The organism is Bacillus songklensis (assembly GCF_042649685.1).
Classification (GTDB): Bacteria; Bacillota; Bacilli; order Bacillales; family Bacillaceae_H; genus Bacillus_BA; species Bacillus_BA songklensis.
The window spans coordinates 54,577-79,766 of record NZ_JBHRZT010000026.1; the positions used below are offsets into that span (position 1 = coordinate 54,577).

A 25,190-nucleotide genomic window follows, 5' to 3' on the forward strand; every position below is an offset into this window, starting at 1 on the left:
ATAATAAGTTGTTCTCAATCAGAGGAATCCGTAAAGGGTTCCTCTGATTGAGGCATTTCGTTCTGAAATGCTTGAGAAACATCAAACAGAAGAAACACCGTTTATATTTTTATAGATGATAGACTAAAGGAGTTCGAATAAATAAATGAAAATTATTTGTGCGACGTTGAATGCGAAGTACATTCATACAAATTTAGCGATTCGTTATTTAAAAGCTTATGCCGCTCCTGAGTATGATGTGGAGATGGCCGAATACACCATCAAAGACCCCTCTTTGAATATCGTGACAGATTTATATAATAAGCAGCCGGATGTGCTGGGATTCAGCTGTTATATCTGGAACATCGAAGAAACGATTAAGGTCATTAAAATGATGAAAAAAATCATGCCTGACGTTAAAATCGTGCTTGGCGGCCCTGAAGTGACATATGATGTAAGCGACTGGCTCGACCGCATTCCAGAGGCGGACTTTATCGTCATCGGTGAAGGTGAAGTCACATTCAAACATTTATTGGACGAGCTTGACGGTGAAGGAAAGTTTGAAGAGGTGAGCGGCCTTGCATTCCGGAAAAATGGGGAGAAAATCATTAACGCCCAGCGCAACAAAGTCGATTTAAAAGAAATGCCGTCACCGTTTCGCTTTGAAGAGGACATTCCTCACCTGTCCAAACGTGTCGTTTATATCGAGACGAGCCGCGGCTGTCCGTTTAGCTGCCAATTTTGCTTGTCATCCATCGAAGTCGGAGTTCGCTATTTTGACCGCGAAAAAGTGAAAGAAGATATACGCTATTTAATGAAAAACGGCGCTCGCACCATCAAATTTGTCGACCGCACATTTAACATTAGCCGCAGCTACGCGATGGATATGTTTCAGTTTTTAATTGACGAACATGTTCCGGGTGTCGTGTTCCAGTTTGAAATCACGGCCGACATTATGCGCCCGGAAGTTATTCAGTTTTTAAACGAAAATGCTCCTGCAGGATTGTTCCGTTTTGAGATTGGGGTTCAATCAACAAATGATGCGGTCAATGAGCTTGTGATGCGTAAACAAAACTTTGAAAAGCTGACTCGTACGGTCACGATGGTGAAAGAAGGACGCAAAATCGATCAGCATCTTGACTTGATCGCCGGTCTTCCTGATGAGGATTATAACTCATTCAAGAAAACATTCAATGACGTATTTGCTCTTCGTCCCGAAGAACTGCAGCTCGGTTTCTTGAAAATGCTGCGCGGTACAGGTGTCCGTTTACGTGCCGATCAACATGATTATGTATATATGGACCATGCGCCGTATGAAATTTTAAGCAACAATGTCTTATCCTTTGATGATGTGATTCGCATTAAACAAGTAGAAGATATTTTAGAAAAGTACTGGAATGATCACCGCATGGATGAAACGATTGAATACCTCGTATCCCATGTATATGAAACGCCGTTTGATTTCTTCCAAAACTTCGGAACATACTGGGATAATCAAGGATGGGTACGCATCGGCCATCAGCTCGAAGACTTATTCCGCCGACTAAAAGAATATTTAACAACTGAAAATTTTAAGGACCAACATGTAATCGAGGGCTTCATGAAAATCGATTATTTGCAAAATCAAAAATATAAGCCGCGTAAGCCTTGGTGGGATGATGCGGTCCAAAAACAAGTCCGTTCTCACTACTACCAGCAGATTTTAGAACAACCAGCTTTAATGGGGGAAACGTTTGTTCAAGAAGGATTAGCAGAAAAAGAACTATACAAACATACAGTACTTGAGTTTCTTCCATTCGATTACAATCATTATCAACAAACGGGTAAAGTCGTGCAGAAACCATCATTAATGCTTGTGTACTTCGATCCAAAAGAATTGAAAACAAAAGTATATACAAGACCGCTTGAAGCATTTGAACTTCCAGTCGCGAACTAATAAAAGAGCTGACTCGAAAGCCTCAAAAAATGGTAATCATTTAATTTTCTAAGATAAACTGTCACCGAAATGATTGATTTTCCAGGATTTTTAATGACGGTTCATCGCAGGGGGTGTCCCCAAAGTACGTTTTTGTACTTTGGAGACATCCTCTTTTTACTTTTTCTTATTATTTTTACGTGAAGCGGCTTCAGCAGCCGCCTCATATATTTTACTTGCGTTCACGTCACCTAATTCATGACCAAACTCTTCTTGGAGCAGCTTTCTCACATCCGCTTTTTCGTCCATTAAATTTCCATTTGCTTTACGCGCTTTTTTAAATTCTTTTTTATTCATGAGGGTATGCTCCTTGTACTTTGCCTTTACCCTGACGGCCTTTTTTCGAATTGCGATTAGCGCCTTTCATGACGTTTTCTTCGCCAAATTCCTCTGAGTATCTGGCATTAGGCATGCTTTCTGTCGGGGTGAAATTCGTATTTCTGGCTGCATCATTCTTCACTTTGCGCTTTGCCATCATAACCATCTCCCTATCCAAATGGTTTGAGCATAACCGCTCTTCATTAGTATCAAAGAAAAACGACCGGGTCATGCTTTGAAAAAATTGACTGTCTTTCCTCATCCCCTGTTTTTGGTTCCTGTAAAATCCCGTTTTGACGAAGCAATTTTCCTAATCAATCAGGGCACACTAACAAAAATCCTTCTCACCTTCCGCGACTTTTAAAGGAGGCTCATCGCATGGCCAAAATCATGATTATGTACCCTATTCCAACCAACAAGGAACAATTTGATAAACTTTATTTTGAAGAACACGTTCCTCTTACTAAGCAACTAAAGGGCGTCACCAACACTTTTGTGAACAAAGTCGTGCAGAACGTAAACCCTAATCAACCCTTCTACCTGATTGTGGAGCTTGAATTTGAAAGCCTGGATGAACTGCTTCACACGACCGCAACGCCTGAATGGGAAAAAATAGGCGAAGATGCGAAGCGCCTTACCCCATATTTACCGGAACCTCCGGCCGTTTGTATCTGTGACTAATGAAACGACTGATGAGGGTCAAGGAGACATAATGAATAAATAAAGGAGGAAATGAATCTTGAATAAAAAAGATGAAACACTTAAATCTCCCATGATTGACGGCACCATGCCTCATCAAGCAGATGCTCCTTCTTTTAAGGACACAGGCATTCAAATCCAAAAACCATTCGTAAATCCATATGGGGTCGTTATTGGAGACAGTCAGTATAACTCTGAACAATCACCGTTAAACAATTGGAGCGATGAAATCGATCCTGCCATTATGTCCGGTGATGAATGGGTCCATCCAACAAATGATATCGGATGGAACACAGCCGAAAACCGCGACCTTGTGGAAAGGCAAAAGAAACCTCAAGGTGTCCCGTTTATGCATCCAGACAAAGATGTGAGTTACGGAACTGATTGAGGTATACTTTCTTATATAGTCAAAAACGGGCCCCTTTTTTAAGGGAGCCCGATTTTTTGCCCGTTAGCCTATGATGATCCGCTCTTTTGGATAACGGTATTTCGGTTGTGTTTGCGGCCTTCCAAGCATAAAAATAAACGGTAGAATCCCAACACAACGGCTCCTGCCAATTCTATAATCAAAATAATCATGAAAATATGTCTCATTAAATTGACAAGACCGGACAAACATTTAAAGGTTTCTCTCCCACTTTTTCGATAGGGTATAATAAGGAAAAAGAAATCAGGGAGGTATATTATTGTTACTTTTACCTTCTTTAGCCAAAAAAATCATTTATGAAGTCAAAAAACTCATTGATGAAGATATTATTATCGTCAATGTAGACGGTACGATTATAGCGAGTACAGATGAAAAACGTCTCGGCACGTTCCACGAAGGTGCCCTTCTTAGTGTGAAAGAAAAGCGAAAAGTGATCATTACGAAGGAAGATGAAAGCCGACTGGAGGGAGTGAAATCCGGGCTTAATTTACCGATTTTTTTCTCTCATGATGTCATTGGAGTGGTTGGAATTACAGGGGATCCTGATCGTATCTTGCCATATGGGGAGCTCCTTCGAAAAATGACTGAGCTGCTTATTCAAGACAGCTATTATTCCGAACAAATCCAATGGCGCTCCCGCATGCTTGAAGCATTCGTATTCGACTGGCTTCAGTTGAAAGACTGGTCCAAGCCATTCATCGAAAGGGCCAACCTTCTGAAAGTCGATTTACAGGCGCGTCGGCAATTAATATTAGCCTATATCGACAACCATCAAACCTTTTTGAACGAAGACATTTGGCAGCTCACCCATGTTTGGAACGAGCAGCACCAGCATGACTTGTTCGTACGTTGGGGAAACGATCGTTTTCTGATTATTCGTCATGTTCATGATGAAGCGCAAAAGGAGACAACATTACAAAAAGTGAAGCAGCTCAAAACATTTATAGAAGAAACATGGAATACATCTGCTTCCTTTGGCATCGGACAGGTTGTGGAAGGAGACCAGCTTAAAAAATCGTATGAACAAGCTGAACGTGCGTTAACCGTCGCCATAAGAAAAAACGGCATCGTATTTGATACCGATTTACGCCTTGATATGTGTTTAGAAGAAATCTCTATTCCTACACGCAAAGAGTTTACAGCACGTATATTGAATTCCGTCTTGGAAAATGAAGAACTGATTGAAACATTCCGTGTCTTTTTCCAGCAGAATATGTCCCTTAAACAAACGGCAGAAGCCCTTCATATTCATATTAATACCTTACATTACCGAATCAAAAAACTGGAAGAATTAACGGAATTGAACTTAAAGTCCTTCCCGGATGTGGTAAGCCTTTATTTATCCCTTTATTTTTTGGATAATCATCTAAAAAATAATCATGAAAACGGATAACTTTTGTACATTCATCTATAGAACTAGCTGAATTTATCCTTTATGATGATACAGAGAGAAAACCCAACGTCTTTCTCCCATGATGGAAAGACAACCACCATGGCCTAACAGTTCCCCAAGCTGTTAGGTCACTTATTCTACGTCTTAAGTAAAGGATGAAAAATGTATGATTACAGCAGATATAAAAACAACATTCATTCAAATCGTCGGCGCTGAAAACTATGATGATTCAAAAGCGGGCCGGCTTGTTTATTCATATGATGCCACTCCTCAATTTCAATCCATGCCGGATGCCGTTATTGCACCTCGCAACACAAAAGAAGTATCTGAGATTGTAAAAGTGTGCAACGAGCATAAAATCCCGATTGTCCCCCGTGGATCCGGTACAAACCTATGCGCTGGCACATGCCCGACTGAAGGCGGGCTGGTATTGCTTTTCAAGCATATGAACCAAATCTTAGAAGTGGACGAGGAAAATTTGACGGTAACCCTCCAGCCAGGCGTTATTACCCTTGACATGATCAATACGATTGAGGCAAAAGGCTTGTTTTATCCGCCAGACCCAAGTTCGATGAAAATCTCGACCATCGGCGGCAATATCAATGAAAATTCCGGCGGACTTCGCGGATTAAAGTACGGCGTAACACGTGATTATGTCATCGGATTGGAAATCGTTCTGGCAAACGGTGACATCATCCGAACAGGCGGCAAATTAGCCAAAGATGTAGCCGGCTATGATTTAACCCGTTTATTCGTCGGATCTGAAGGCACCTTAGGAATCATTACGGAAGCAATATTAAAGCTTGTGCCGATGCCGGAAACAAAGAAAACGATTTTAGCTCTTTATCAGGATATTGAAGCGGCCGCCCGCTCCGTTTCCAAGATTATTGCCAATAAAATAATCCCGACAACACTTGAATTTTTAGATCAGCCAACACTTCAAGTTGTTGAAGACTTTGCAAAAATCGGCTTGCCGACGAATGTGCAAGCCGTTCTATTAATCGAACAAGATGGTCCTGAAGAAGTCGTAGACCGTGATATTAAAAAGATTGCGGAAATTTGTACAGCCGAGCAGGCCGTTTCTGTACAAGTAGCCCAATCCGAGGAGCATGCAATGGCATTGCGTACGGCTCGCCGCTCTGCTTTATCGGCACTTGCCCGCTTAAAACCGACGACGATTTTAGAAGATGCCACAGTCCCTCGTTCTGAAATCGCGAAGATGGTGCGTGCGATTAATGAAATCGCTGAAAAATACGATGTGAAGATTTGTACGTTCGGCCATGCGGGCGATGGAAACCTGCACCCGACCTGTCCGACCGATTCACGCAATCATGACGAAATTGAGCGTGTAGAAAAAGCGTTCGCTGAAATTTTCGAAACAGCAATCGAGCTTGGAGGTACGATTACAGGGGAACACGGCGTTGGTATGATGAAAGCGCCTTACCTGGAGTTAAAGCTTGGCCAAGAAGGAATCGCAGCGATGAAAGCCATAAAAAATTCATTTGATCCAAATAACATCATGAACCCTGGCAAAGTGTTTGCCAAAGACTCTCGTAAACGTGTGGTGGTGACAAGATGACTACAGTGACGGAACGTGAAACAATTCAACAGCAATTTCAGGAGCGCATAGATGAAGATCAGCTTCTTAACTGTATGCGATGCGGCTTCTGTTTACCATCTTGCCCGACTTATATCGAATCAGGTTTTAAAGAGTCCCACTCCCCCCGCGGCCGTATTGCCTTAATGAAGGCGGTCGTCGACGGATTAATCGAGCCGGATGAAGACGTGGAACGCACATTGGAGCTATGCCTAGGCTGCCGGGCCTGTGAGCCGGTTTGTCCATCCGGTGTAAAATACGGACATTTGCTTGAAGAAGCGCGCGATATTATTAACCAAAACAAAAAGCATTCCCTCCCTGTAAGGGCTGTACGCAAAGCCGTATTTGAAGGACTTTTCCCTCACCAGAACCGGATGCGTACCTTAACCGGCTTAATCGGTTTTTATCAGCGTTCCGGTTTGCAGGCGATCGCTCATAAAACAGGTGTAATCAACATTTTGCCCGATAATTTAACATCGATGGAAAAAGTCCTTCCAAAAGTACCGACAATGAAAGAAATGAAAAATCGCCCTACCCATCTTCAAGCTGAAGGGATGCAGAAAAAACGTGTGGCCTTCTTCTCAGGCTGTTTAATGGATACGATGTTCCTGGAAACAAACAACGCAACCATGAAGCTGCTGCAAACGGCCGGATGTGAAATCGTCATCCCCCAAAACCAGGCGTGCTGCGGTGCTCTTCATGGCCACAGCGGAGAAAAAGACGGGGCAAAAGAATTGGCAAAACGAAATATCCAAGCGTTCGAGGATTTAAATGTCGATTACATTATTACAAACGCGGGTGGCTGCGGCGGATTCTTAATTGAATACGACCATTTGCTAAAAAATGATCCGGAGTGGAAAGACCGCGCCAAAGCATTTGTGGACAAACTAAAAGACATTTCAGCCATCCTTATGGAACTTGAGTTTGATAAACAACCGCTTCGCTTACCTGCACAAGTGATTACTTATCAGGATTCTTGTCACTTGCGCAATGTAATGCGTACATCAAACGAACCGCGCCGCCTATTGAATGCCATTGAAGGCATCGAGTTTCGTGAAATGCAGGGAGCGGATCGCTGCTGCGGTTCAGCGGGTATTTACAACGTCGTAGAATCCGAAATGTCAATGCAAATTTTAGACAATAAAATGGAGCATGCGAAAGCAACCCATGCAACAACCATTGTCACAGCAAATCCGGGCTGTTTATTGCAAATGAAGCTTGGCATTGAACGTGAAGGCTTATCGCACAAAATGCGTGCTGTGCATATTGTAGACCTATTATTAGAAGCGGCAGAATACGCCCAAAAAGCGTAACTCCCCTCTATAACCTTTTATCCAATTGGCAGGTTGTCCCAAAAGTATGTTTTTTATACTTTTGAGACATCCTCCTTTCTTTTCGTTCTCTAAATTTGACTGTGTTAAAGAGCGCTCGTAACTTTTATTATTTTTGTCTCAATTGAATAAGCCCAAATCAACACTAGACTAAAAAAGAAAGAGGAAGCCTGTGCTCCCTCTTTCTTTTTCTCCTTATTTTGAACGTGTTTCTAACCAATCGCCAATTGACGGATATGTTTCTTTCACTGCTTTTGGACCGAATACAACTGATACGTGTCCTGTTTGCAGCAGCTTAAATTCTTTGTCTTTGCTTGAAATGACATTCATTAAAGCTTCTACCTGATGCGGCGCGGCAATGTGATCACGGCTTGCCGCAATATTTAAGACGTTCGCTTTAATGTTGGATAAATCTACTTTGCGCCCGCGGACTGTCAGCTGGCCATTAATAAGTTTGTTTTGTTGATAAAATTCACGAATCCATTGGCGATATGCTTCACCAGGGAATGGGATTCCGTCCCCTACCCATTTTTGCATCAACTTCCAGCTCTCAACGAAACGCTGGTTTTCAGAGCGGTCCACCAGTGTAACATATGGGCCGTAGAAGTTTGTGATTGGCTTTAGCATCTTGTTTCCAAAGTCAATCATTTCAGGCGGCACGTTACCTAACGTATCCACAACCTTATCAATGTTAAAATAACGTTCATCTAAAAATGAACCGTACAAACCTGTGTCCGAGAAATCAAACGGACTTGTCATGAAAACTAAATTCTTAATCGGAAGCTCTTCATTTAAAGCGGCGAAAATGGATGTCATCGTACCACCCATGCAATAACCGAGTACAGATAATTCATCTGCACCTGATGTGCGCAATACTTTTTTGGCCGCTCTTGGAATGTAATCCAAAATGTAATCATCAAGCTTCATGTTCGCATCTTCAAGGCCCGGTGTACCCCAGTCCAGTAAATAAACATCAAATCCGCGGTCCACTAAGTATTCGATTAAGCTGTTGCCTGGTGATAAATCTAAAATGTATGGTTTATTAATAAGGGCATAGACCATTAACAGAGGCGTGCGATGAAGATTTTTTTGTTTTGGAATATAACGATACAATTGCGCTTTATTTTTCTTCCAGATTACTTCTTTTGGTGTTAAGCCAACTTCGGGTTCTGCTTCTGCCGTTAAAATTTCGAATGCGCGTTTAAAGCGGCGTGCAGAGCTTTTGTATTCCTTTGGCATGGATTGAAGGATCTTTTCCCACTCTTGTACATACGATACTGCCATATTTCTCCACAACCTTTCGTTAAAATGGTGTGCTTTTGTCAAAAAAAAAACGGATACATGTAAATTACACATACATAACCGTGAAAAAAGTCAGGGAAACAATCAGCGCCGCCCATGTCCGCACCTCCCCTCCCTTCAGAGGAAGAAGAAGCACGAAAGCGAAGCACTGTACCTGGGTGGTGTTGATTTTCCCTAACTTATGGGTAATTACATGTATAATCCGCCGTTAATGTTTAATTGCTGACCCGTGATATAAGCACCGTCTCGGCATAAGAAAACAATTCCGCGAGCAATTTCTTCTGCTTGACCAAGGCGGCGGACCGGGATTTTAGAAATGATTTGCTGGCGAATGTCTTCTGGAATTGCCATAACCATTTCTGTTTCGATGAATCCCGGGCAAATGGCATTTACTGTGACACCTGTTTTCGCAAGCTCAAGCGCTAACGATTTTGTAAAGCCGATCATACCCGCTTTTGCAGCAGAATAGTTTGTTTGGCCAAAGCCGCCTGCTTGACCGATGATAGAAGAAATATTGATAACGCGGCCCGCTTCAGATTCAAGTAAATAAGTAAGAGCAGCCGTTGTTGTGTTATAAACACTGTTTAAGTTTACGTCGATTACTTTTGTCCAATCTTCATGAGACAACTTTTTAAATGAACGATCGCGTGTAATACCTGCGTTATTGACAAGAATATCAACCTGGCCGAATACTTCCTTCGTTTGATCAACAAGACTTTTTGCCTGTTCCGGATAAGAAACGTCTGCCTGGATAGCGATGCATTCCCCGCCATTTTCTTTGATTTCGTTTACAACTTTCTCTGCTGCTTCTTTGCTGCTGTTGTAGTTAACGGCAACCTTTACCCCGTGAGAAGCAAGCTCTTTTGCGATAGTTGCTCCGATTCCTTTTGATCCGCCTGTTACGATTGCTACTTTTCCCTCTAATGTTGTCATAACGACATCCCCCTTGCTTCAGCTAGTAATTTTTCAATATATAGTTCTGCATCTAAGAGCAGGTACTAACGATCCCATATCTTTTTACGATGGTTTTTGTCCCTTTGTTTCTTTCGGCCCTTTTGAATCTTTCGGTTCTTTTGCGGCCGCTTGTTCTTGAAGTTTTAATTGTTCTTGAATCGATTGTTGAAGCTCCTCATTTTGCTGTTGCAGCTTTCGTTGAAGCTGCTCTTGAATGGATTCTTGAAGTTCTGCTTGAAGTTGTGATTGGAAATCATTCTGCTGTGTAATAGCCTCTAATACTTTATCAAGCTTTTTCTCTAAAGACTTGACGTCAGATTTGATTTTGCTCAATTCACGTTTATAAAGAGCGCTGTTATCTTCGACACCTTGCAATTCATCAAAACGGTCCTCAAGCGCTTCCACTTTTTCTTCGACATTGATCACTAAAGATGCGACATTGGCTACGTCATCTTTTGTCGGAATGTTCACCTGCTGAAAGTAACGGTCTGTTGTTTCATTTAACGCTTGATGATATTGGAGGTTTAAGTTCAGTACTTTGCCCATCCATTGAGAAAATTCTTCTTTATTCATGTTTTCGCCAAGTACTTTGCCCCAATAAGCTTCTGTCTTATCGTACATTTCCTTCCATGCTAAAAATGGATCAAATACTTTTTGTTGCTCCAAAAATTCCATCTCCTTTCGTTTGATGTAAAAGTGATGGCTTGCCTCAACTCTTATACGTTTTACCATTTTTTAAATGATAGCAGCAAAGCTTCCTTTTCACTTTTATGAAAGAACCAACAAGAATCATGTTCATAATTTTCCTTGTTTCGATGATACATACTTATTATAAAGCGGGTTGCCACTTTAGACAATTCCAAAAATTTGAGAGATTTTGATAAGTTTTGTAGAATCCTGTCGAATTTCATTAATAAATTATGAATTTTTTGTAAACGCTATTACATGGCTTGACTTTCCATCCATATAGGTGTAAATTACACATAGACGAAATAAAAGCTCCATAATGATTGGATGCACAAAAACGGGGGGGATGATCCATCTTGTCAGACAACCAAAAGGAAAAAAACGGAACGCCAAATAATTTAGAAAAAACGATAAGCGGTGCTCCTAAAAATTTTATGATCCCTTTTTTGCTGTTATGTTTGCGCAACTGGAATTTACATGGCTACAAACTGATTCAGCAACTGATGAACTTTGGGTTTACTTCCATTGATCAAGGAAACGTTTATCGTACATTGAGACAGCTTGAAAAAGACAACCTGATTAAATCGGAATGGGATACATCATCAGATGGTCCGGCACGCCGGATTTATTCCATCACTGAAGCGGGTGAACAATACTTAAACATGTGGGCATCCTCGCTTGAGCAATATCAAAACTTGTTGAATTCCTTTTTCACAATGTACACTGACATGTTATTTCCTTTCAGCTCCTCATCCAGAAAGCAAAAGGATGAGCCCTCAAAAGATAACAAATAGGGATTTGCACAGTATTTGCGACTGTGTTTCCAATATAAAAGAACAGGCTGCCTAGCAAAATTGGGTAGAAAATCAAAGGAGGAATTATTTTATGACAGCTGTTAAGTATGATTCTGTAATCGATGCTATGTGGGAACAATGGACAAAAGGTTTTAATAATCTTTTAGAAAACAACAAACAAATGGAGAATTGGACTTTAAAAGCTCTTGATCAGCAAAAAGAATTCGTCAACAAAGCCATGGAACAAGTTCAGCACGTTGATCAACAATGGAAGCAAGAAGTAGAACAGCTTCAAACAAAGGTAACAGAAAATTTACGTAAAACAGCGGGCAACGTTGTTGCTGATTCTTATGAGGAATGGTCAAACCGCGTTCATGAAGCGATGCAAAAACTTCAGCAAGTTTCTGTTGATCAAAACAAAGCCAGCTGCAATTTTGTGCAACAAGCTCATGAGCAATATCAACAAGCAATTTCTCAGCTACTAGAAGAGCAACAAAAAGCCCGCGAGGAATTCCAGAATGTATCCGATGCTTACATTGAACAATTAAAAGGATTTCAAAAATCATTTTTACAATCTGTTGAACAATACTCTCTTGTAAAATAATAAAGAAACGTCAAGCCATTTAGCAATACGGACACCGAAAAGAATAAAATTTTATTTTCAAGTACCCCCTCGCTTGGAAATAGAGGGAAAGTAAGCGGAAGCTGCTTCATTTCATCGCAACAAAAAAGCCGTACCTCCTGGCAATGGAGATACGGCTTTTTTGTGTATATAAGTTCAACTTAAGTTTTTAACCTCTGTCATCGAGCCTTCTTCTATCTGCGCTTTTCTGTTCTCTCACCTTGAGCAGGCTATACGTGGATTCATATAATTTGCAAAATATGAAACGGATTACCAGTATGGAATCAATTATGCCTCAAATAATATAGGTACAACGAGAAATCGTTGCATAAACGAGCAAAGGAGATGAACATATTAATGGCAAGAAACAGAAACAAATTGCTCGTTCCTGGTGTGGAGCAATTTTTAGATCAATATAAATATGAAATCGCTCAAGAATTTGGAGTAAATCTCAGCGCTGACACAGCTGCCCGCGGCAATGGTTCAATAGGGGGCGAAATTACAAAACGTCTTGTCGCCCAAGCACAATCTGAATTAAGCGGTAAAACTGAATAATACATGGCAAAAGCCGAAGCATGCAAGCTTCGGCTTTCTTAAATCTAAAAAACCGTCCCTTTAGGACGACGTATGTAATGAAACGTTGATCCATATCTGTATCTCTACGGGTTGTCGATTTTCGTTGACAGAACCAGGTGACGCGGACGGAACTTCTTCACTTTTAGTTGGTAAAGCTTCCGTGGAATCTTGCTTCTCTTCACCTATATTACATGAGGGGTCAGGGTAATAACGCTCATCCTCTTTTTTCTTTGGACCTACTTTTGGTTTTTCTTTATCTTGTCCCCACGGCACAGGTTTAGAAGGGTCAGGATCCTTTGCCTTTTGTGCACCGTTTGGTTTTTCCTTATTCTGGCCTGGCGGCACAGGTTTAGGAGGGTCAGGATCCTTTGCCTTTTGCCCGCCGTTTGGTTTTTCCTTATTCTGACCTGGCGGCACAGGTTTAGGAGGGTTAGGATCCTTTGCCTTTTGCCCGCCGTTTGGTTTTTCCTTATTCTGACCTGGCGGCACAGGTTTAGGAGCGGTAGATACCTTCTCCTTTTGCCCGCCGTTTGGTTTTTCCTTACTCTGACTTGGCGGCACAGGATGAGGAGGCTTAGGCCTCTTCTCCTTTTGCTCGCCTTTTGGCCCAATCTTTTTGCTATGGTCCGGCTTTGGCGCCGGTTTCGACTTTACCTGTTGTTTTGCCGGAGGAACGTTGTTTTTCTTTTGTTCCTCTGCTTGTTTAGAGGCAAGAACCCGCACAACAGTCTTATGTTGTTCCTCCTTTTTCGGAGGAAACGATGAAACATATTCTTTTGATTTGACTTGCTGAGACACTTTCGGCTTAATAGGCTGGGACGTTTCGGCCGGTTTTACATGTGGATGTCGTTTACTTTCTTCTCTCTTCAACCATGTACCTGTTGACACACCCATTTTTTCCGCTTTCCCTCTTACGTCTAAAGAGCTTTTCACAATCTCGATTTTATAATCTTTTTGTCCCCATTCTTTTGTAACAGTTTGGATATCCGCTAGTAATTGTTCTTTATATTCTCTTTTCTCTCTTTTAAAAACCGTTGCAACGAATACTTCTTTCTCTCTTTTTAAGTATCCTTGCTGTTCACTCGCTTTTAAGATTTGCGAAGTCACCTCTTGAACAGGCTTGTGATCCCAATCTTTTATGCTTTTTATCAGGGCCTTTGCCTCTTCATTAAAGGTCTGGACTTCCACTACTTCAAGCTGACGATTGACCCCCAATTCTAAACTCGGGTTAATATCGATAGACATGTATGCATAAACTTGCTGCTGCATGTAATATGGAATGAAAGAAAGCAAAAGTGCGGCTGCAGCAACAAAACTGACCATTGGCAATCTCCAGGAACGTCTCTTTATCTTTGCTGGAGAGGTCAGCGTTTGTTCATGCATCAGCGGAAAAAAAAGGGTTTCCTCACCCAATTCGTATGGACGCTGTTCATGTCTGGCTCGTAAAAACTCGCCTTCAGGGGTTAACATCGTTACATAATCTTCTGTGATTTCCATGACAATGCCCTTTTTCAAGACCCGAGCACCCCTTTTATATAATCTTTTAAATAAACGTAATCCCCTGCTAAAACAATGGCGATGGCAATAATATACTTGCGGTTGCGCTCAATCGTTTTACGGCTCACTGCTACATGTTTTTCTACTAATCGAATGGGTATTTGTTTCTTTTTGAACAGCTTTTCACGGAGCTCCTTGTGTTTGACAATAAACTGCGCCACTTCTATTGCATTAACACGGGCATCCGCATGTTTTGGAGACTGTTCCACGATCTCAGATAAAGTCAAACCAAACTGCTGAAGTACTTGATGAAAATGAACAATCTCGTCTTTGCGCAACTCTTGTTCAACTTGCCGTATGTATTCGTCAAGTGATAAATCCGCCTCGAGCTTTGTCTGGGAAAAATCCTCGTTCTCCTCATCATTCGCTTGAAAATGCAGCGTTTGCGCGCGTGCTTCTTTACGAATATAGTCAATGACGCGGCGTTTAATAATGAGTTCTGCAAAAGCAAGTAATGAACTCCCTTTTTCCTTTGTGTATTTCTCTATAGCTTCATTAAAAGCGATGAGACCAATGCTAAATTCGTCATCTGTTTCTTGTATATATTTTTTGCAAACGCTCGACACCGTTTTAGCGACAAACGGCTTGTATTGATCAATGAGCTCATTTTGCAGCTGCTGATCCCCTTGTTGAATTTTCAGTACCGTATCTTCGAGCGTTTTTGTTCGGCCGATCTTAAACAGTACACTAAGCAATGGTTTCACCTCTTGTCTATACATCATTCGTTATGCCGTTTTTCTTTACGGGTGTAATCGAATGAAAAAATAGTCCCCTTTATATTAGCGACTATTTATTATAACGCAAATCCCTCTATTTTGACTATAATTCACAAGCATTATTCATGAGATAAGAATGAAAAAAGGAAGCGGCTCGCTTGGGGACGAAACAAGCTGGAAGCTTCTTTACCAGAAGCTCTCTTTACTTCGTTTAAAAGTTCGTCGACTAAGAACGGTCACGCCCTGTGACTAACGTCGCCGCTTGAACATCCTATTCTTCGAAAGCGACGCGAGTCCCTGGTGGACAACTTCAACGCGCAATCTATGTGCTTTCTTATATAATAAAAACCTTTGGCCATATTAAAAATATGGCCAAAGGTCTCGCTTTTTTCAAGTCCCTTGACGCTACTCCCCTTTATGAGAAAGAAAAAGTAGGGTCATCCAATATGCAATCTGCGTGTATTGTTTCTAACACGTTCACATCTTTTAGTGAAAAACTAAACTTTCATCGTATAAATCGTTCTAGTAGGATAATTGCATTAACGTTTTTTTGTTGTAAATTCCTTTACAGAATAAACCGATGTTTTCAGCCGTTTTTTAATCCACATATAAATGGCCAGCAAGACGAGCATGCCGATTAAAATCGGAAGCAAATATTGATCGGCTAAATGACCTACATCTTTCCAGCGAGGTCCAAGCTTATATCCTAAATAAACATATAAAAAGGTAATCGGAAACATTGCCATAAACGTATAAATGCTAAACGTCCACACATTCATTTTCGACATGCCGCACGGGATTGAAATAATCGTTCGCAGTCCCGGCAGGAATCTCGCCGTGAATGCCACAATGGCTCCGTGTCTCTGAAAGAAGCGATCGGCTGCTTCCAATTGTTTTTCTTTAATAAAAAAGTATTTTCCATACTTCTCAAGAAAAGGTCTGCCGCCCCATCGCCCCAAGAAATATAAAGTCAACGGTCCAAATGTTCCGCCAACCGTTCCAGCCAGTACCACAAGCCATAGATTCATGTCGCCTTCATACACCCAGTACCCCGCAAGCGGTAAAACGAGCTCAGCCGGGACGAATTCAAACGTAAGGGCAATGACAATCCCCAAATAGGATAATCCCTTCAAAAACTGAACAAATTCAAGAATTAGTTGTTCCATCGATCCTGCTTCACCACCTAACACTTGTCCTTATCACTCTATCACACAATCTTGAAAAATCACAAATAATTGTATGGAGAATGAACGTTTGGGTGATTGTATGAAAGGATGACAAAGAAAAAGCCGAGATTCCCTGCAGGAAACTCGGCTTCTTCTCATTATTTTTCAAATAAATATTTATATTCACCGTATCCTTCTTTTTCAAGATCGGCTTTCGGGATGAAACGAAGAGCGGCTGAGTTGATGCAATAGCGTAAACCGTTTGGTCCAGGTCCATCTTCAAAGACATGGCCAAGATGGGAATCCGCCTCTTTGCTGCGAACCTCGGTACGGATCATATTATGGCTAATATCCATATGCTCGGTTACTTGTTCTTCCTTGAGCGGTTTCGTAAATGAAGGCCAGCCGCAGTTGGAATCAAATTTGTCCAATGAACTGAAAAGCGGCTCGCCAGATACGATATCCACATAAATGCCTTCCTCTCTATGGTTCCAAAATTCGTTGCGAAACGGGGGTTCCGTTCCATTATTTTGTGTCACTTCATACTGGATCGGGGTCAGCCGTTTTTTTAATTCCTCTTTATTGACCTTTGACCAATGCTCTTTCAAAAACGTTTCGCGGCCTGAACCAACACGGTACATTTTATAGCGAATCGGATTCTTTTTGTAATAATGCTGATGGTATTCTTCCGCTTCGTAAAAGGGAGCGGCCGGTAAAATCGGTGTTACGATCGGTTCGGAAAAACGGCCGCTTTCAGCCAGCTGTTGTTTCGATTGCTCAGCTAAACGCTTCTGTTCTTCGTTATGATAAAAAATGGCGGTACGGTAAGAGTCGCCACGGTCAGCAAATTGGCCCCCTTCATCTGTTGGGTCAATTTGCTGCCAATACAATTCCAATAAACGTTCATACGGAAAAACGGATGGATCAAAGGTGATTTGCACCGCTTCATAATGACCGGTCGTATCCGAACATACCTCCTCATAAGTCGGATTTTCTTTATGCCCTCCTGTATAGCCCGATACAACTTTTTGGATTCCCGGCTGTTCATCAAACGGCTTGACCATACACCAAAAACATCCACCTGCGAAAGTAGCCAGATCATACTGTTTCGATTGCCCTGTCACGAAAACCATCTCCTTTTTCTTTTTGCTTGCCCTTATTATACGTATGTTAAAGCATTCTACCAAACGATTTGCATATAAGAAAAGCGGAGAAGCGGCTCGCTTAGGGACGAAACAAGCTGGACAATTCCAGTGTGCAATTTATACTTTCCAATTAATAAAAAAGGCTGGTTCAAAAGTATAATGTACTTTTGAGCCAGCCTCATGAAAAATCCTTTAAAATCAGGAGACTTCCTGATGGTTCGTTTCAGTTTAAACATAATCGTTTTCTCTTAAGGGCTTATGGTTAACTCCCCTTTGGTAAAAAATTAAATTGCTTTTTCTTTTGTTTCATCACCCTGTCCAGGTTTTTGACTTTGACGAAGCGGAATTTCTTTTAGGAAGAAGGTTAGTACGAATCCTGTTAACACGATGAAGGCAGCAATCCAGTACACACCTGTCAGCGCGTACCCCAGTGAATCGCGCAGCATGCCCACTAAACGTTCGAATACCGGCTGAAACTCAGCTGGAATTTTGGCTTGAATACTGGCCAAACGAGCCGGATCCATCAACACCTGGGGATCCAAGTCTTTTAGCTGTGCAACCAGCTGAGGATTTTGAGCCAGCTGTGCCCCCGGTTCTTTCCCTGCTTCTGCTATTTTATCACTCATTCTAAGGTTCATGATGGTTCCCATAACAGCTACTCCAACCGTTCCGCCAATTTGGCGGAATAACTGGGCAGATGCGGTCGCAACCCCTAAATAACGATGGTCCACCGCGTTTTGAATGGTTAGCGTGAAGACAGGGAAACTCATCCCAAGACCCGTTCCGATTAAAATATTATTAAGGATCACAACCGTCGCTGAACTGTTTACATCCATGAAGGACAATGAAAACATGCCGCCTGCCATGATCAAAAGACCGGTAATGGCAAGTGCTTTATATTTTCCGGTCTTTGTGATGAATTGACCGCCAAGCGTACTTGCAGCGACCATGGACAACGTCATCGGCATCATGATAAGACCTGAAGATGTAGCAGAACGGCCGATAACCCCTTGAATGAAAAACGGGATATACATCGCCGCACCGAACATGCCCGCTCCCATGATAAAACCAATCAAATTCGATAAGGTGAACACGTTGTTTTTGAATAAATGAAGCGGCAATACCGGGCTTTTCGCCTTCCGTTCAATTAAAATGAAAATGATCAGCGAAACGACGGCGGCTGCAAACAACCCTATAATCTGGCTTGAACTCCAATCGTATTTAGAACCTGCCCATGAAAATGCCAGCAGCAACGGAACGATGGTAGTTGTTAAAAATAACGATCCCGAATAATCGACTTTTTCTCCCGGCTTTTTCTCAACACTTGGAAATAACGTTAAAATCAAAATAAAGGCCAAAACACCGAATGGTAGAAATACCCAGAATACCCAATGCCAATCTGCATTATCGACAATCCAGCCACCAAGCGTCGGACCAAAGACACTCGCCAACCCGAAGACAGAGCCCATCAATCCTTGCCAGCGACCGCGCTCACGCGGTGAGAATAAATCCGCGACAGCGGTAAACGCTGTTGACATAATGAGACCGCCGCCAAGTCCCTGAACACCTCGATAAATGATTAATTCAATCATTCCATTCGAGAAACCGGCCATTAGTGACCCGACTGAAAAGACCGCAATCCCTGTCAAAATGAACGGCTTTCGCCCGTAAATATCAGACAGCTTTCCGACTAACACGGCTGTAATACTAGATGCCAGCATGAAAATGGTAAATACCCAGCTGAAATACTCGATGCCGCCCAGCTCGGCAATAATACGCGGCAGTGCCGTTCCCACAATCGTCTGGTTGAGAGCCGCAAACAGCATCGCCGCCATAATAGCCAGCATGATCATGATTTTTCGCTTATGTTCTAAATGTTCCATTCTGTCACTCCCTTTTATGTTCATTAATATTTCACTTTGTGAAGTAAGTGAAAAATCAGTCATTCATCTATCGAAGTTTTATCCATTTTTCGGAATAATGTGTTTAAAATAAGCAATTCTTCATTTGTAAAATGGCTGAAACGCTCGCGGAAATAATCGCTCTTTTGTTGCTCAAATTGTGTAAATGCTTCTTTTCCCTCTTTTGTCACAACAATTTCTACAATACGACGATCCATTTCGGATTTATGTCGCTCAATATATCCTTTTGATAACAAATCATCAGTGAGGGCAGTCACATGACTGGCTGACACTTCTAAATGTTTGGCAACATCTGTTGCACGCATCGATCCCTCTTCCATTAGCATGGCTAAAATCCTGAATTCATTACCTGTTAACTCCCTTCCAAAGAGTTCTCCAACCTCACTGCGAAGCTGACGAAAGACAATCCGAAGCAGTTTTTCAAGATCTACCATCATATCGTGTCGATTCATTGAAACGATAGGTCCTTTCTGTTTATTTACTTATCACGAATCAGGCAGTAGAGCCCTTAACGATGATGTTCCTATTTTATTCGGTTAGTAAAAGATAAGAAACAAAGTATTTCACTTCATTAACTAAATAATTTTTACCAAATAAAAACAGTTTTTGTCAAGAGAAAGCTCTACTCAAAACACAAAAATAAGCCTTCGACCAGGGCCCGCAAGGGAAATGGGCGAAGACTTATGCGTAACGAATTTATGTAATATAGAAAAAACGCCCGTTTCAGGCGTTTTAGAGAAGATTTGCCAGGAATGCTTTCCATCTGGGGACGCGTTTTTCATGAGGGTCAGAAAGAGAAGCTTCCGTTTGTTTTTTTTCTTCTAGTTCTTGAATGCGGGATTCCAACTTTTGGATTTGCTTTTGGAGTTCATCAATTTCAGAGCGGTGTTCAAGAATTTGAAAAGTGACAACGTCTCCCGCTTTCTCTTCGGTACGACGTTCATTTTCGATGAGCCGCCTTAAAAGTAAATCGATTTGTTTTTGCATCTCCTGCCATTTTTTTGGTTCTTCAACGGATATAGAAACCGTCCCCTGACGTTTATCCGCAGGCAATTGCGCACGCGGCGGTTGTGTCTGTATTTGTTTTAGCTGTTCCACATGTTCCTCTGTAAATTCAAAATGTCCGAGTTCATTTTTTTCGCATGGAATGTCGTGCTGTTTAATCCATTTCAAGACGGTTTTTGGATTGACCCCAAGCTGTTTCGCCACATCGCTTGTTTTCATCATTTTCCTCACTCCATCCCCATTATGATACTGTCACATTTCGCGGAAAAAAGATGGATTCCTTCACAAATGACAAAACTAGTCGTTATTCAACAAACTCAGTTGATTTCCCCCAAGATACTTCCCGGACGGGAAGTATCTTGGGGGAAACCTTTCTGCAAAGTTTGCAGAAAGGGAAGAAAGTGACATATGTTCGAACCTGTTCATGAAAAGAAGCAAGATAAAAGATACTGAGCAATAGGAGGAAAAAACCATTATTCCCCTTTTCTCAAGCGCAAAAAGACCAACAAAAACCGAACTTTTTAGGCACATCCTTTAAATTGACTCATATTTTTTGGGGGAAAAATCAGTATTTCTCTTGCAAATCATGTGAAATACGAATATTATAGTAAAGGCTTTTTTAAATGTTCGTTATTCGGAGGTTATTATGTTTAAACTTAAAGAAAACAATACGAATATAAAAACGGAATTTGTAGCCGGGATTACAACGTTTTTAACGATGGTATACATTGTGATTGTGAACCCTGTCATCTTATCGGATGCAGGTGTTCCATTCGAGCAAGTCTTTACCGCAACTATCATCGCATCGATTGTCGGTACATTATGGATGGCGCTTGGAGCGAACTACCCGATTGCCATTGCCCCGGGAATGGGATTAAATGCTTACTTTGCTTATTCTGTAGTCGGTTCTCACGGCGGCATTGACTACCAAACGGCGTTCGCCGCTGTATTCGTAGCCGGTATTATTTTTGTTATTTTGTCATTAACGCCTTTTCGTGAAAAATTAATTGAAGCCATCCCAGAAAACTTAAAACACGGGATTACAGCCGGAATTGGTTTATTTATCGCCTTTATCGGTCTGCGTTTAACAAAGATCATCGTCCCCCATCCGACCAACCTGGTCGCACTGGGCGATCTTCATTCCCGTCCTGTAGTCTTAGCCTTGATCGGTTTGGCTGTCACGCTTGTATTAATGGCCTTAAACGTGAACGGAGCGTTGTTTTTCGGAATGATCATCACAGGAATCTTCGCCTACTTTATGGGCCTCCTTTCATTTAAAGAAGGATTTGTGGCGACGCCTCACCTTCCGGAAGGATTAATGATCGCCAACCCGCTTACGGCATTTGGCGATGTGTTTCAGCACAGCTTATATGCTGTCGTCTTTTCATTCTTGCTTGTCACGATTTTCGATACAACAGGGACAATGATCGGTGTGGCCCAACAAGCCGGATTGATGAAAGGCAAATCCATGCCTCGTGCCCGCCAGGCATTGCTGGCAGATTCATTCGGCACGTCGATTGGAGCCATGTTCGGGACAAGCCCGACAACAGCTTATATTGAATCATCTGCCGGTGTAGCAGCAGGCGGGCGCACGGGATTAACAGGATTAACGGTTGCCATTCTCTTCGCTGCCGCTGCCTTTTTCGGCCCGCTGGTCGGTGCGGTATCCGGGATTTCAGCCATTACAGCTCCAGCACTGATTATCGTCGGGAGCTTAATGATGGGAGCCATCGCTCAAATCAACTGGTCGGAGCTCGATGAAGCATTCCCTGCCTTCCTTGTAGTATTAAGCATGCCGCTTACATCAAGCATCGCAACAGGAATCGCATTGGGCTTCATTTCTTATCCATTATTGAAAATCATTAAAGGAAAAGCAAAAGAAGTGCATCCGCTTGTCTATATATTTGCTGTCTTGTTCTTCTACCAATTGACGTTTTTACCTCATTAAAAAATCTCCGTTTCCTCTTGGGAACGGAGATTTTCAGTATGGAACGGTGAAAAGCTCATAAAAGGTTGACCTTTCACATTGAAAGGAAACATCCAGCAATCCTTTCATTTCCCTGCCTGTTTCATGACGTTTCATTCTCTTTTTTCATGTTCAAAAACTCCTCTACCTTCCGTTTGCACTCTTTTCGATCATATCCCCAATATAGATCTCCCGCCAATCGCACAGGATCTCCGAAGAAGAAGCGCTCATACAAGGTTTGCCTCGTTCCGAACGCGCTCATGCACATGTCCCACGCAAGACGGAACAGCTTCACGCGCTCTTTTCCTCCCTTTGCGGCACCCTGGAGATAATGCTCCACATCCTCCTGAATGGCGGATGAAAAATCGGCCTCTGTCGGAATCGACACAAGTCCGCTCGCCCCAAGAAGCTGCAAAATTTCCATCAGTCTCGGGTAAAGCCTTGGATACGTATTGATTGCGACATACAGAGGTTGAACGTTCGGCGCCATCGTTCCCCATCGGTCTTGTTTCGCCTCCCATTCAGATGCCAGCAACAAGGCTCTTATTGATTCTAATCCAATGATGATCTCACTCATTTTTTCCTGTACGTGCTGATAGCGGCTAATTTCAATCATATCAACCATCAGCTGAGCAACACCTAACACAAACTCCGTTTTCACCACCTGACGAGAGACTACTTGATGAAGCACAAGCGGCGTATAACTGCTGTTTAAAAAAATCTGATTGGCCGCTTCAAGGTTATGGTAAAAGAAAACGCGATCCCATGGGACGGTTACCCGATTAAACACCACGATCGCATCCATCTCTTCAAATCTTGAACCAAGAGGGTGATTGAAGGTAGATGAATCATACGAAAAGGATTCGCGGCAAATGAATGTCAACCCTTCGGCATTGCTCGGAACCGAAAACGCAAATGCATAAGTGTCATCAAACATTTTCCCGCCTGTCGAATACACGATCATTTCATCCGTAATGCCGCCTTGGGTGGCCAGCAAGCGAGCCCCCTGGATGACGATCCCGTCGTCTGTTTCATCGACGATCCGTGCCGCAACAATGTTGTCTTCTTTTTCTGCATAACATCCGGAACGATTCACCTGCGGATTCACATACGTATGGGTAAACGATAGATCTTCCTCCCTCGCCTTTTCATAAAAAAGGCGTAAATTGTCTGCAAACGCCCGCTCCTTTCCTCTTAACACATCCGCAGCGGAGGCAAAGCCCATCAGCGCCGTGTTCATATAATCAGGGGACCGCCCCATCATCCCTGCTGTTGCGTTCGCCCAATGCCAGGTCGCCAATCGCCGCTTTTCCAAATCCTCTTTCGTTAGCGGCTGCATAAAAGACGTTCCCACACGTTCTCCAGTTTTAGGAGAAGCATATGTCATCAAATCCTTTAAGGCCGGGTTGACTTGCATGTCATATAAAGCTGCCTGACTTTTCATCACACCTGAAAAAGCGGGGTGTGATGAAATATTTCCTTCTACTTTTTTGCCATGAATCCATACGTTCGGCTGCATGGCATTAATTCGGTCTATATATTGCTTGCCTGAGATAGCCGGCATTCGTATTCACTCCCTCATTCGCTGACTGTATGTATTTATAGCTTATTCACCTGAGATGTGCCTGGCTTATTTGGACAAGTCAATTGAGAATATGGCCTAAAGAAAAGCGGAGCTTATACGTTCCTCTCCAATAAAAAAACCGTCTTTCACTCAGCCCGCGGCCAAATGAAAAACGGTTTCCCATTCCGTTCCTTCTATTATCTTTGTTGTTCTTCTTCCAAAAAGTCAATCACTTGATCGATTAGCTCTTTGCTGTTTAATTCATTTCCGTGATCGATGGACACTTCCATGAAAACGCTCCTTTCATCTCTTCTTGTTGTATAAGATAACACATTTTTTCCGATTTAGAACTTAAATTTTTTGTAAATTTTTTGACAAATTATTCACATTGCGCAAAAATCCTCTCCCCATCATAAGGGAGAGGATTTTCATTATAATTTAAACTGATGGATGATGTCAGTTAATTGCTCGCTCAATTGAAGAAGCTCCTCTGCAGAATGGGAAAGCGTACTGACTGCCCGTACTTGTTCTTCCGCTGAAGCGGTAATTTCTTCAGCCCCTGCCGCAGATTGCTGGGCAATGGCTGCAATGCTTTCGATGGCCTCTGCTACCTCTTGTTTTAAATGATCCATTTCCTTCATGCTGCCGGTTACATCACGAATGGAGGAAACCATTTTGGAGATGTTTGTTTCAATCTGCTGGAATGCCGTTTCTGTATCAGCTACGGCTTCTCCTTGTTTCGCAGAAATCGCCGTTGTTCGTTTCATTTCCTCTGCTGCTTTATTCGTTTCCCTTGTCCGAAAGCGATTCATCCCCCACCTACTCATTGGGCTACGCCCTTCTCATTCCTTCAGGTGGGGGTCTTCTCGCCTATTTATGATAAAAATAGGGCCTGATCATCCCGCGGCGGAATCGGAAATTGAAAGATCGTCATACAAGCGGCCGTTTTTTGTCGCTGACTTTTCAAAAATTCGGGTGTAGCATGAACGATAAGCTGGGCATTGTTGCGAAAGGTCACGATGGATTGATTCGTCTTCGTTGGATGGGGCACAATCTGAAGGATATGATGCAAAAACAGCCAAGTACAATGAAAGTGATTCGTAGATGTGGTAGGAAAAGCAAAAATGTTATGTAAGGGAGAAATCGGAATAGGCGTTCGTTTCTCATAATGAAACAAATAGACAATGGATTTCCGCCTCCCCTCATAAGTAGAGCCGCTCCTTATGCATGCTTCCTCGATGAGTTCAAGCGGTTGCATCGATGTATAATATCCTCCGAAGAAATCAAAAATCTTTGTCTGATAAGAAGGATGGGCATATGCTGTAATGGCCATTGTCGTCGCTGAAATACGATACTTTTCGTTTAATTTCATCGTTTTTCCTCCTCAAATGTTTTAGTAAAAATACATTTACATTATATAGGTATTTAGTCCTTTTTTTATAAAGCAGGTGTAAAGTATTTGTTAAAATTTGTAAAAATAAGAGGTGTGATGTAA

At 42.1% G+C, this 25,190-nt stretch carries 26 protein-coding genes and 1 pseudogene; 10 read left to right on the forward strand and 17 right to left on the reverse strand.

What is annotated here, in order from left to right; genetic code table 11:
* Nucleotides 1-145: 145 nt before the first annotated feature.
* On the forward strand, nt 146-1,915 hold the full coding sequence (locus tag ACFOU2_RS07345) for a B12-binding domain-containing radical SAM protein (RefSeq protein ID WP_377913746.1): 1,770 nt from the start codon (nt 146-148) through the stop codon (nt 1,913-1,915).
* Between the two features lie 156 nt (nt 1,916-2,071).
* Here ACFOU2_RS07345 and ACFOU2_RS07350 read toward each other — a convergent pair whose 3' ends face one another.
* Nucleotides 2,072-2,251 carry a hypothetical protein gene (locus tag ACFOU2_RS07350; protein WP_377913748.1) on the reverse strand — a complete coding sequence of 60 codons (180 nt, stop codon included), beginning with the start codon at nt 2,249-2,251 and terminating at the stop codon, nt 2,072-2,074.
* Nucleotides 2,244-2,429, reverse strand: a complete 186-nt coding sequence (locus ACFOU2_RS07355; RefSeq protein WP_377913750.1) for a hypothetical protein — start codon at nt 2,427-2,429, stop codon at nt 2,244-2,246. The genes ACFOU2_RS07350 and ACFOU2_RS07355 overlap by 8 nt, the downstream gene beginning before the upstream one ends.
* A 221-nt stretch (nt 2,430-2,650) precedes the next feature.
* On the opposite strand from ACFOU2_RS07355, the gene ACFOU2_RS07360 reads away from it, so the two are divergent.
* The 5 genes from ACFOU2_RS07360 to ACFOU2_RS07380 all read left to right on the forward strand — a co-directional run bounded on the left by ACFOU2_RS07360 (nt 2,651) and on the right by ACFOU2_RS07380 (nt 7,701).
* Complete coding sequence (locus ACFOU2_RS07360; protein ID WP_377913752.1) at nt 2,651-2,953, forward strand: EthD family reductase; 303 nt, start codon at nt 2,651-2,653, stop codon at nt 2,951-2,953.
* A 91-nt stretch (nt 2,954-3,044) separates the two neighbouring features.
* Nucleotides 3,045-3,359 (forward strand): DUF3905 domain-containing protein, encoded by a 315-nt coding sequence (locus ACFOU2_RS07365; protein WP_377913831.1) that lies wholly within the window; start codon nt 3,045-3,047, stop codon nt 3,357-3,359.
* 298 nt (nt 3,360-3,657) lie between these two features.
* Nucleotides 3,658-4,791 carry a CdaR family transcriptional regulator gene (locus ACFOU2_RS07370; protein WP_377913754.1) on the forward strand — a complete coding sequence of 378 codons (1,134 nt, stop codon included), beginning with the start codon at nt 3,658-3,660 and terminating at the stop codon, nt 4,789-4,791.
* A 166-nt stretch (nt 4,792-4,957) separates the two neighbouring features.
* Entirely contained in the window at nt 4,958-6,370 is a 1,413-nt protein-coding gene (gene glcD, locus ACFOU2_RS07375) for a glycolate oxidase subunit GlcD (protein WP_377913756.1), read from the forward strand.
* Nucleotides 6,367-7,701: a (Fe-S)-binding protein gene (locus ACFOU2_RS07380; protein ID WP_377913758.1), complete on the forward strand. Its 1,335-nt coding sequence runs from the start codon at nt 6,367-6,369 to the stop codon at nt 7,699-7,701. The genes glcD and ACFOU2_RS07380 overlap by 4 nt, the downstream gene beginning before the upstream one ends.
* 213 nt (nt 7,702-7,914) lie before the next feature.
* Here ACFOU2_RS07380 and phaC read toward each other — a convergent pair whose 3' ends face one another.
* The 3 genes from phaC to phaR form a co-directional block, all read right to left on the reverse strand.
* Nucleotides 7,915-9,003, reverse strand: coding sequence for a class III poly(R)-hydroxyalkanoic acid synthase subunit PhaC (gene phaC / locus ACFOU2_RS07385; RefSeq protein ID WP_377913760.1), 1,089 nt, complete (start codon nt 9,001-9,003; stop codon nt 7,915-7,917).
* Between the two features lie 207 nt (nt 9,004-9,210).
* Nucleotides 9,211-9,954 carry an acetoacetyl-CoA reductase gene (gene phbB, locus ACFOU2_RS07390; protein ID WP_377913762.1) on the reverse strand — a complete coding sequence of 248 codons (744 nt, stop codon included), beginning with the start codon at nt 9,952-9,954 and terminating at the stop codon, nt 9,211-9,213.
* Nucleotides 9,955-10,038: 84 nt separating this feature from the next.
* Nucleotides 10,039-10,650: a polyhydroxyalkanoic acid synthase subunit PhaR gene (phaR, locus tag ACFOU2_RS07395; protein ID WP_377913833.1), complete on the reverse strand. Its 612-nt coding sequence runs from the start codon at nt 10,648-10,650 to the stop codon at nt 10,039-10,041.
* A 365-nt stretch (nt 10,651-11,015) separates the two neighbouring features.
* On the opposite strand from phaR, the gene phaQ reads away from it, so the two are divergent.
* From phaQ to ACFOU2_RS07410, 3 genes are all read left to right on the forward strand, one after another.
* Nucleotides 11,016-11,456, forward strand: a complete 441-nt coding sequence (phaQ, locus tag ACFOU2_RS07400; protein ID WP_377913835.1) for a poly-beta-hydroxybutyrate-responsive repressor — start codon at nt 11,016-11,018, stop codon at nt 11,454-11,456.
* Nucleotides 11,457-11,547: 91 nt separating this feature from the next.
* Nucleotides 11,548-12,060 carry a polyhydroxyalkanoic acid inclusion protein PhaP gene (gene phaP / locus ACFOU2_RS07405; RefSeq protein ID WP_377913764.1) on the forward strand — a complete coding sequence of 171 codons (513 nt, stop codon included), beginning with the start codon at nt 11,548-11,550 and terminating at the stop codon, nt 12,058-12,060.
* 375 nt (nt 12,061-12,435) lie between these two features.
* Nucleotides 12,436-12,633 (forward strand): small, acid-soluble spore protein, alpha/beta type, encoded by a 198-nt coding sequence (locus ACFOU2_RS07410; protein WP_377913766.1) that lies wholly within the window; start codon nt 12,436-12,438, stop codon nt 12,631-12,633.
* Nucleotides 12,634-12,693: 60 nt separating this feature from the next.
* Here the strand turns inward: ACFOU2_RS07410 and ACFOU2_RS07415 are convergent, their stop codons facing one another.
* The 9 genes and pseudogenes from ACFOU2_RS07415 to ACFOU2_RS07455 all read right to left on the reverse strand — a co-directional run bounded on the left by ACFOU2_RS07415 (nt 12,694) and on the right by ACFOU2_RS07455 (nt 20,387).
* The gene (locus tag ACFOU2_RS07415; protein ID WP_377913768.1) at nt 12,694-14,169 is read right to left on the reverse strand and encodes an anti-sigma factor domain-containing protein; all 1,476 of its coding nucleotides are present in this window, start codon (nt 14,167-14,169) and stop codon (nt 12,694-12,696) included.
* A complete protein-coding gene (gene sigI / locus ACFOU2_RS07420; protein ID WP_377913837.1) occupies nt 14,166-14,915 on the reverse strand; it encodes an RNA polymerase sigma factor SigI in 750 nt (249 codons plus the stop codon). Before sigI ends, ACFOU2_RS07415 begins: the two co-directional genes overlap by 4 nt.
* Nucleotides 14,916-15,466: 551 nt before the next feature.
* Nucleotides 15,467-16,093 (reverse strand): DedA family protein, encoded by a 627-nt coding sequence (locus ACFOU2_RS07425; protein WP_377913770.1) that lies wholly within the window; start codon nt 16,091-16,093, stop codon nt 15,467-15,469.
* Nucleotides 16,094-16,251: 158 nt separating this feature from the next.
* Nucleotides 16,252-16,701 (reverse strand): peptide-methionine (R)-S-oxide reductase MsrB, encoded by a 450-nt coding sequence (msrB, locus tag ACFOU2_RS07430; protein WP_377913839.1) that lies wholly within the window; start codon nt 16,699-16,701, stop codon nt 16,252-16,254.
* Nucleotides 16,687-17,226 (reverse strand): annotated as a pseudogene (gene msrA / locus ACFOU2_RS07435) (peptide-methionine (S)-S-oxide reductase MsrA); the annotation flags it as partial. The pseudogene msrA and the gene msrB, both read right to left, overlap by 15 nt.
* Nucleotides 17,227-17,273: 47 nt before the next feature.
* Nucleotides 17,274-17,474 carry a hypothetical protein gene (locus ACFOU2_RS07440; RefSeq protein ID WP_377913772.1) on the reverse strand — a complete coding sequence of 67 codons (201 nt, stop codon included), beginning with the start codon at nt 17,472-17,474 and terminating at the stop codon, nt 17,274-17,276.
* Nucleotides 17,475-17,522: 48 nt separating this feature from the next.
* The gene (locus ACFOU2_RS07445) at nt 17,523-19,121 is read right to left on the reverse strand and encodes an MDR family MFS transporter (protein WP_377913774.1); all 1,599 of its coding nucleotides are present in this window, start codon (nt 19,119-19,121) and stop codon (nt 17,523-17,525) included.
* Nucleotides 19,122-19,180: 59 nt separating this feature from the next.
* Nucleotides 19,181-19,612, reverse strand: a complete 432-nt coding sequence (locus ACFOU2_RS07450; protein WP_377913776.1) for a MarR family winged helix-turn-helix transcriptional regulator — start codon at nt 19,610-19,612, stop codon at nt 19,181-19,183.
* Between the two features lie 280 nt (nt 19,613-19,892).
* Complete coding sequence (locus ACFOU2_RS07455; protein ID WP_377913778.1) at nt 19,893-20,387, reverse strand: MerR family transcriptional regulator; 495 nt, start codon at nt 20,385-20,387, stop codon at nt 19,893-19,895.
* A 424-nt stretch (nt 20,388-20,811) separates the two neighbouring features.
* Here ACFOU2_RS07455 and ACFOU2_RS07460 point away from each other — a divergent pair, with 424 nt between their 5' ends.
* On the forward strand, nt 20,812-22,113 hold the full coding sequence (locus ACFOU2_RS07460; protein ID WP_377913780.1) for an NCS2 family permease: 1,302 nt from the start codon (nt 20,812-20,814) through the stop codon (nt 22,111-22,113).
* Nucleotides 22,114-22,234: 121 nt separating this feature from the next.
* On the opposite strand, the gene hpaB is transcribed toward ACFOU2_RS07460, so the two are convergent.
* From hpaB to ACFOU2_RS07475, 3 genes are all read right to left on the reverse strand, one after another.
* Nucleotides 22,235-23,695: a 4-hydroxyphenylacetate 3-monooxygenase, oxygenase component gene (gene hpaB, locus ACFOU2_RS07465; RefSeq protein WP_377913782.1), complete on the reverse strand. Its 1,461-nt coding sequence runs from the start codon at nt 23,693-23,695 to the stop codon at nt 22,235-22,237.
* A gap of 431 nt (nt 23,696-24,126) precedes the next feature.
* Nucleotides 24,127-24,522 (reverse strand): hypothetical protein, encoded by a 396-nt coding sequence (locus ACFOU2_RS07470; protein WP_377913784.1) that lies wholly within the window; start codon nt 24,520-24,522, stop codon nt 24,127-24,129.
* Nucleotides 24,523-24,569: 47 nt separating this feature from the next.
* Nucleotides 24,570-25,067: a competence protein ComK gene (locus ACFOU2_RS07475; RefSeq protein ID WP_377913786.1), complete on the reverse strand. Its 498-nt coding sequence runs from the start codon at nt 25,065-25,067 to the stop codon at nt 24,570-24,572.
* Between the last annotated feature and the right edge of the window lie 123 nt (nt 25,068-25,190).

Coding starts and splice junctions, on each gene's coding strand:
- ACFOU2_RS07445 (WP_377913774.1), bottom strand. CDS start 19,121: ATGGAACATTTAGAACATAAGCGAAAAATCATGATCATGCTGGCTATT.
- ACFOU2_RS07440 (WP_377913772.1), bottom strand. CDS start 17,474: ATGTTTAAACTGAAACGAACCATCAGGAAGTCTCCTGATTTTAAAGGA.
- phaR (WP_377913833.1), bottom strand. CDS start 10,650: ATGGAATTTTTGGAGCAACAAAAAGTATTTGATCCATTTTTAGCATGG.
- ACFOU2_RS07475 (WP_377913786.1), bottom strand. CDS start 25,067: ATGAAATTAAACGAAAAGTATCGTATTTCAGCGACGACAATGGCCATT.
- ACFOU2_RS07455 (WP_377913778.1), bottom strand. CDS start 20,387: ATGATGAAAACAAGCGATGTGGCGAAACAGCTTGGGGTCAATCCAAAA.
- ACFOU2_RS07450 (WP_377913776.1), bottom strand. CDS start 19,612: ATGAATCGACACGATATGATGGTAGATCTTGAAAAACTGCTTCGGATT.
- ACFOU2_RS07355 (WP_377913750.1), bottom strand. CDS start 2,429: ATGGCAAAGCGCAAAGTGAAGAATGATGCAGCCAGAAATACGAATTTC.
- ACFOU2_RS07360 (WP_377913752.1), top strand. CDS start 2,651: ATGGCCAAAATCATGATTATGTACCCTATTCCAACCAACAAGGAACAA.
- ACFOU2_RS07460 (WP_377913780.1), top strand. CDS start 20,812: ATGTTTAAACTTAAAGAAAACAATACGAATATAAAAACGGAATTTGTA.
- ACFOU2_RS07380 (WP_377913758.1), top strand. CDS start 6,367: ATGACTACAGTGACGGAACGTGAAACAATTCAACAGCAATTTCAGGAG.
- ACFOU2_RS07365 (WP_377913831.1), top strand. CDS start 3,045: ATGATTGACGGCACCATGCCTCATCAAGCAGATGCTCCTTCTTTTAAG.
- ACFOU2_RS07470 (WP_377913784.1), bottom strand. CDS start 24,522: ATGAGTAGGTGGGGGATGAATCGCTTTCGGACAAGGGAAACGAATAAA.
- ACFOU2_RS07345 (WP_377913746.1), top strand. CDS start 146: ATGAAAATTATTTGTGCGACGTTGAATGCGAAGTACATTCATACAAAT.
- phaP (WP_377913764.1), top strand. CDS start 11,548: ATGACAGCTGTTAAGTATGATTCTGTAATCGATGCTATGTGGGAACAA.
- ACFOU2_RS07350 (WP_377913748.1), bottom strand. CDS start 2,251: ATGAATAAAAAAGAATTTAAAAAAGCGCGTAAAGCAAATGGAAATTTA.
- ACFOU2_RS07425 (WP_377913770.1), bottom strand. CDS start 16,093: ATGGAACAACTAATTCTTGAATTTGTTCAGTTTTTGAAGGGATTATCC.
- phbB (WP_377913762.1), bottom strand. CDS start 9,954: ATGACAACATTAGAGGGAAAAGTAGCAATCGTAACAGGCGGATCAAAA.
- ACFOU2_RS07410 (WP_377913766.1), top strand. CDS start 12,436: ATGGCAAGAAACAGAAACAAATTGCTCGTTCCTGGTGTGGAGCAATTT.
- phaC (WP_377913760.1), bottom strand. CDS start 9,003: ATGGCAGTATCGTATGTACAAGAGTGGGAAAAGATCCTTCAATCCATG.
- hpaB (WP_377913782.1), bottom strand. CDS start 23,695: ATGCCGGCTATCTCAGGCAAGCAATATATAGACCGAATTAATGCCATG.
- glcD (WP_377913756.1), top strand. CDS start 4,958: ATGATTACAGCAGATATAAAAACAACATTCATTCAAATCGTCGGCGCT.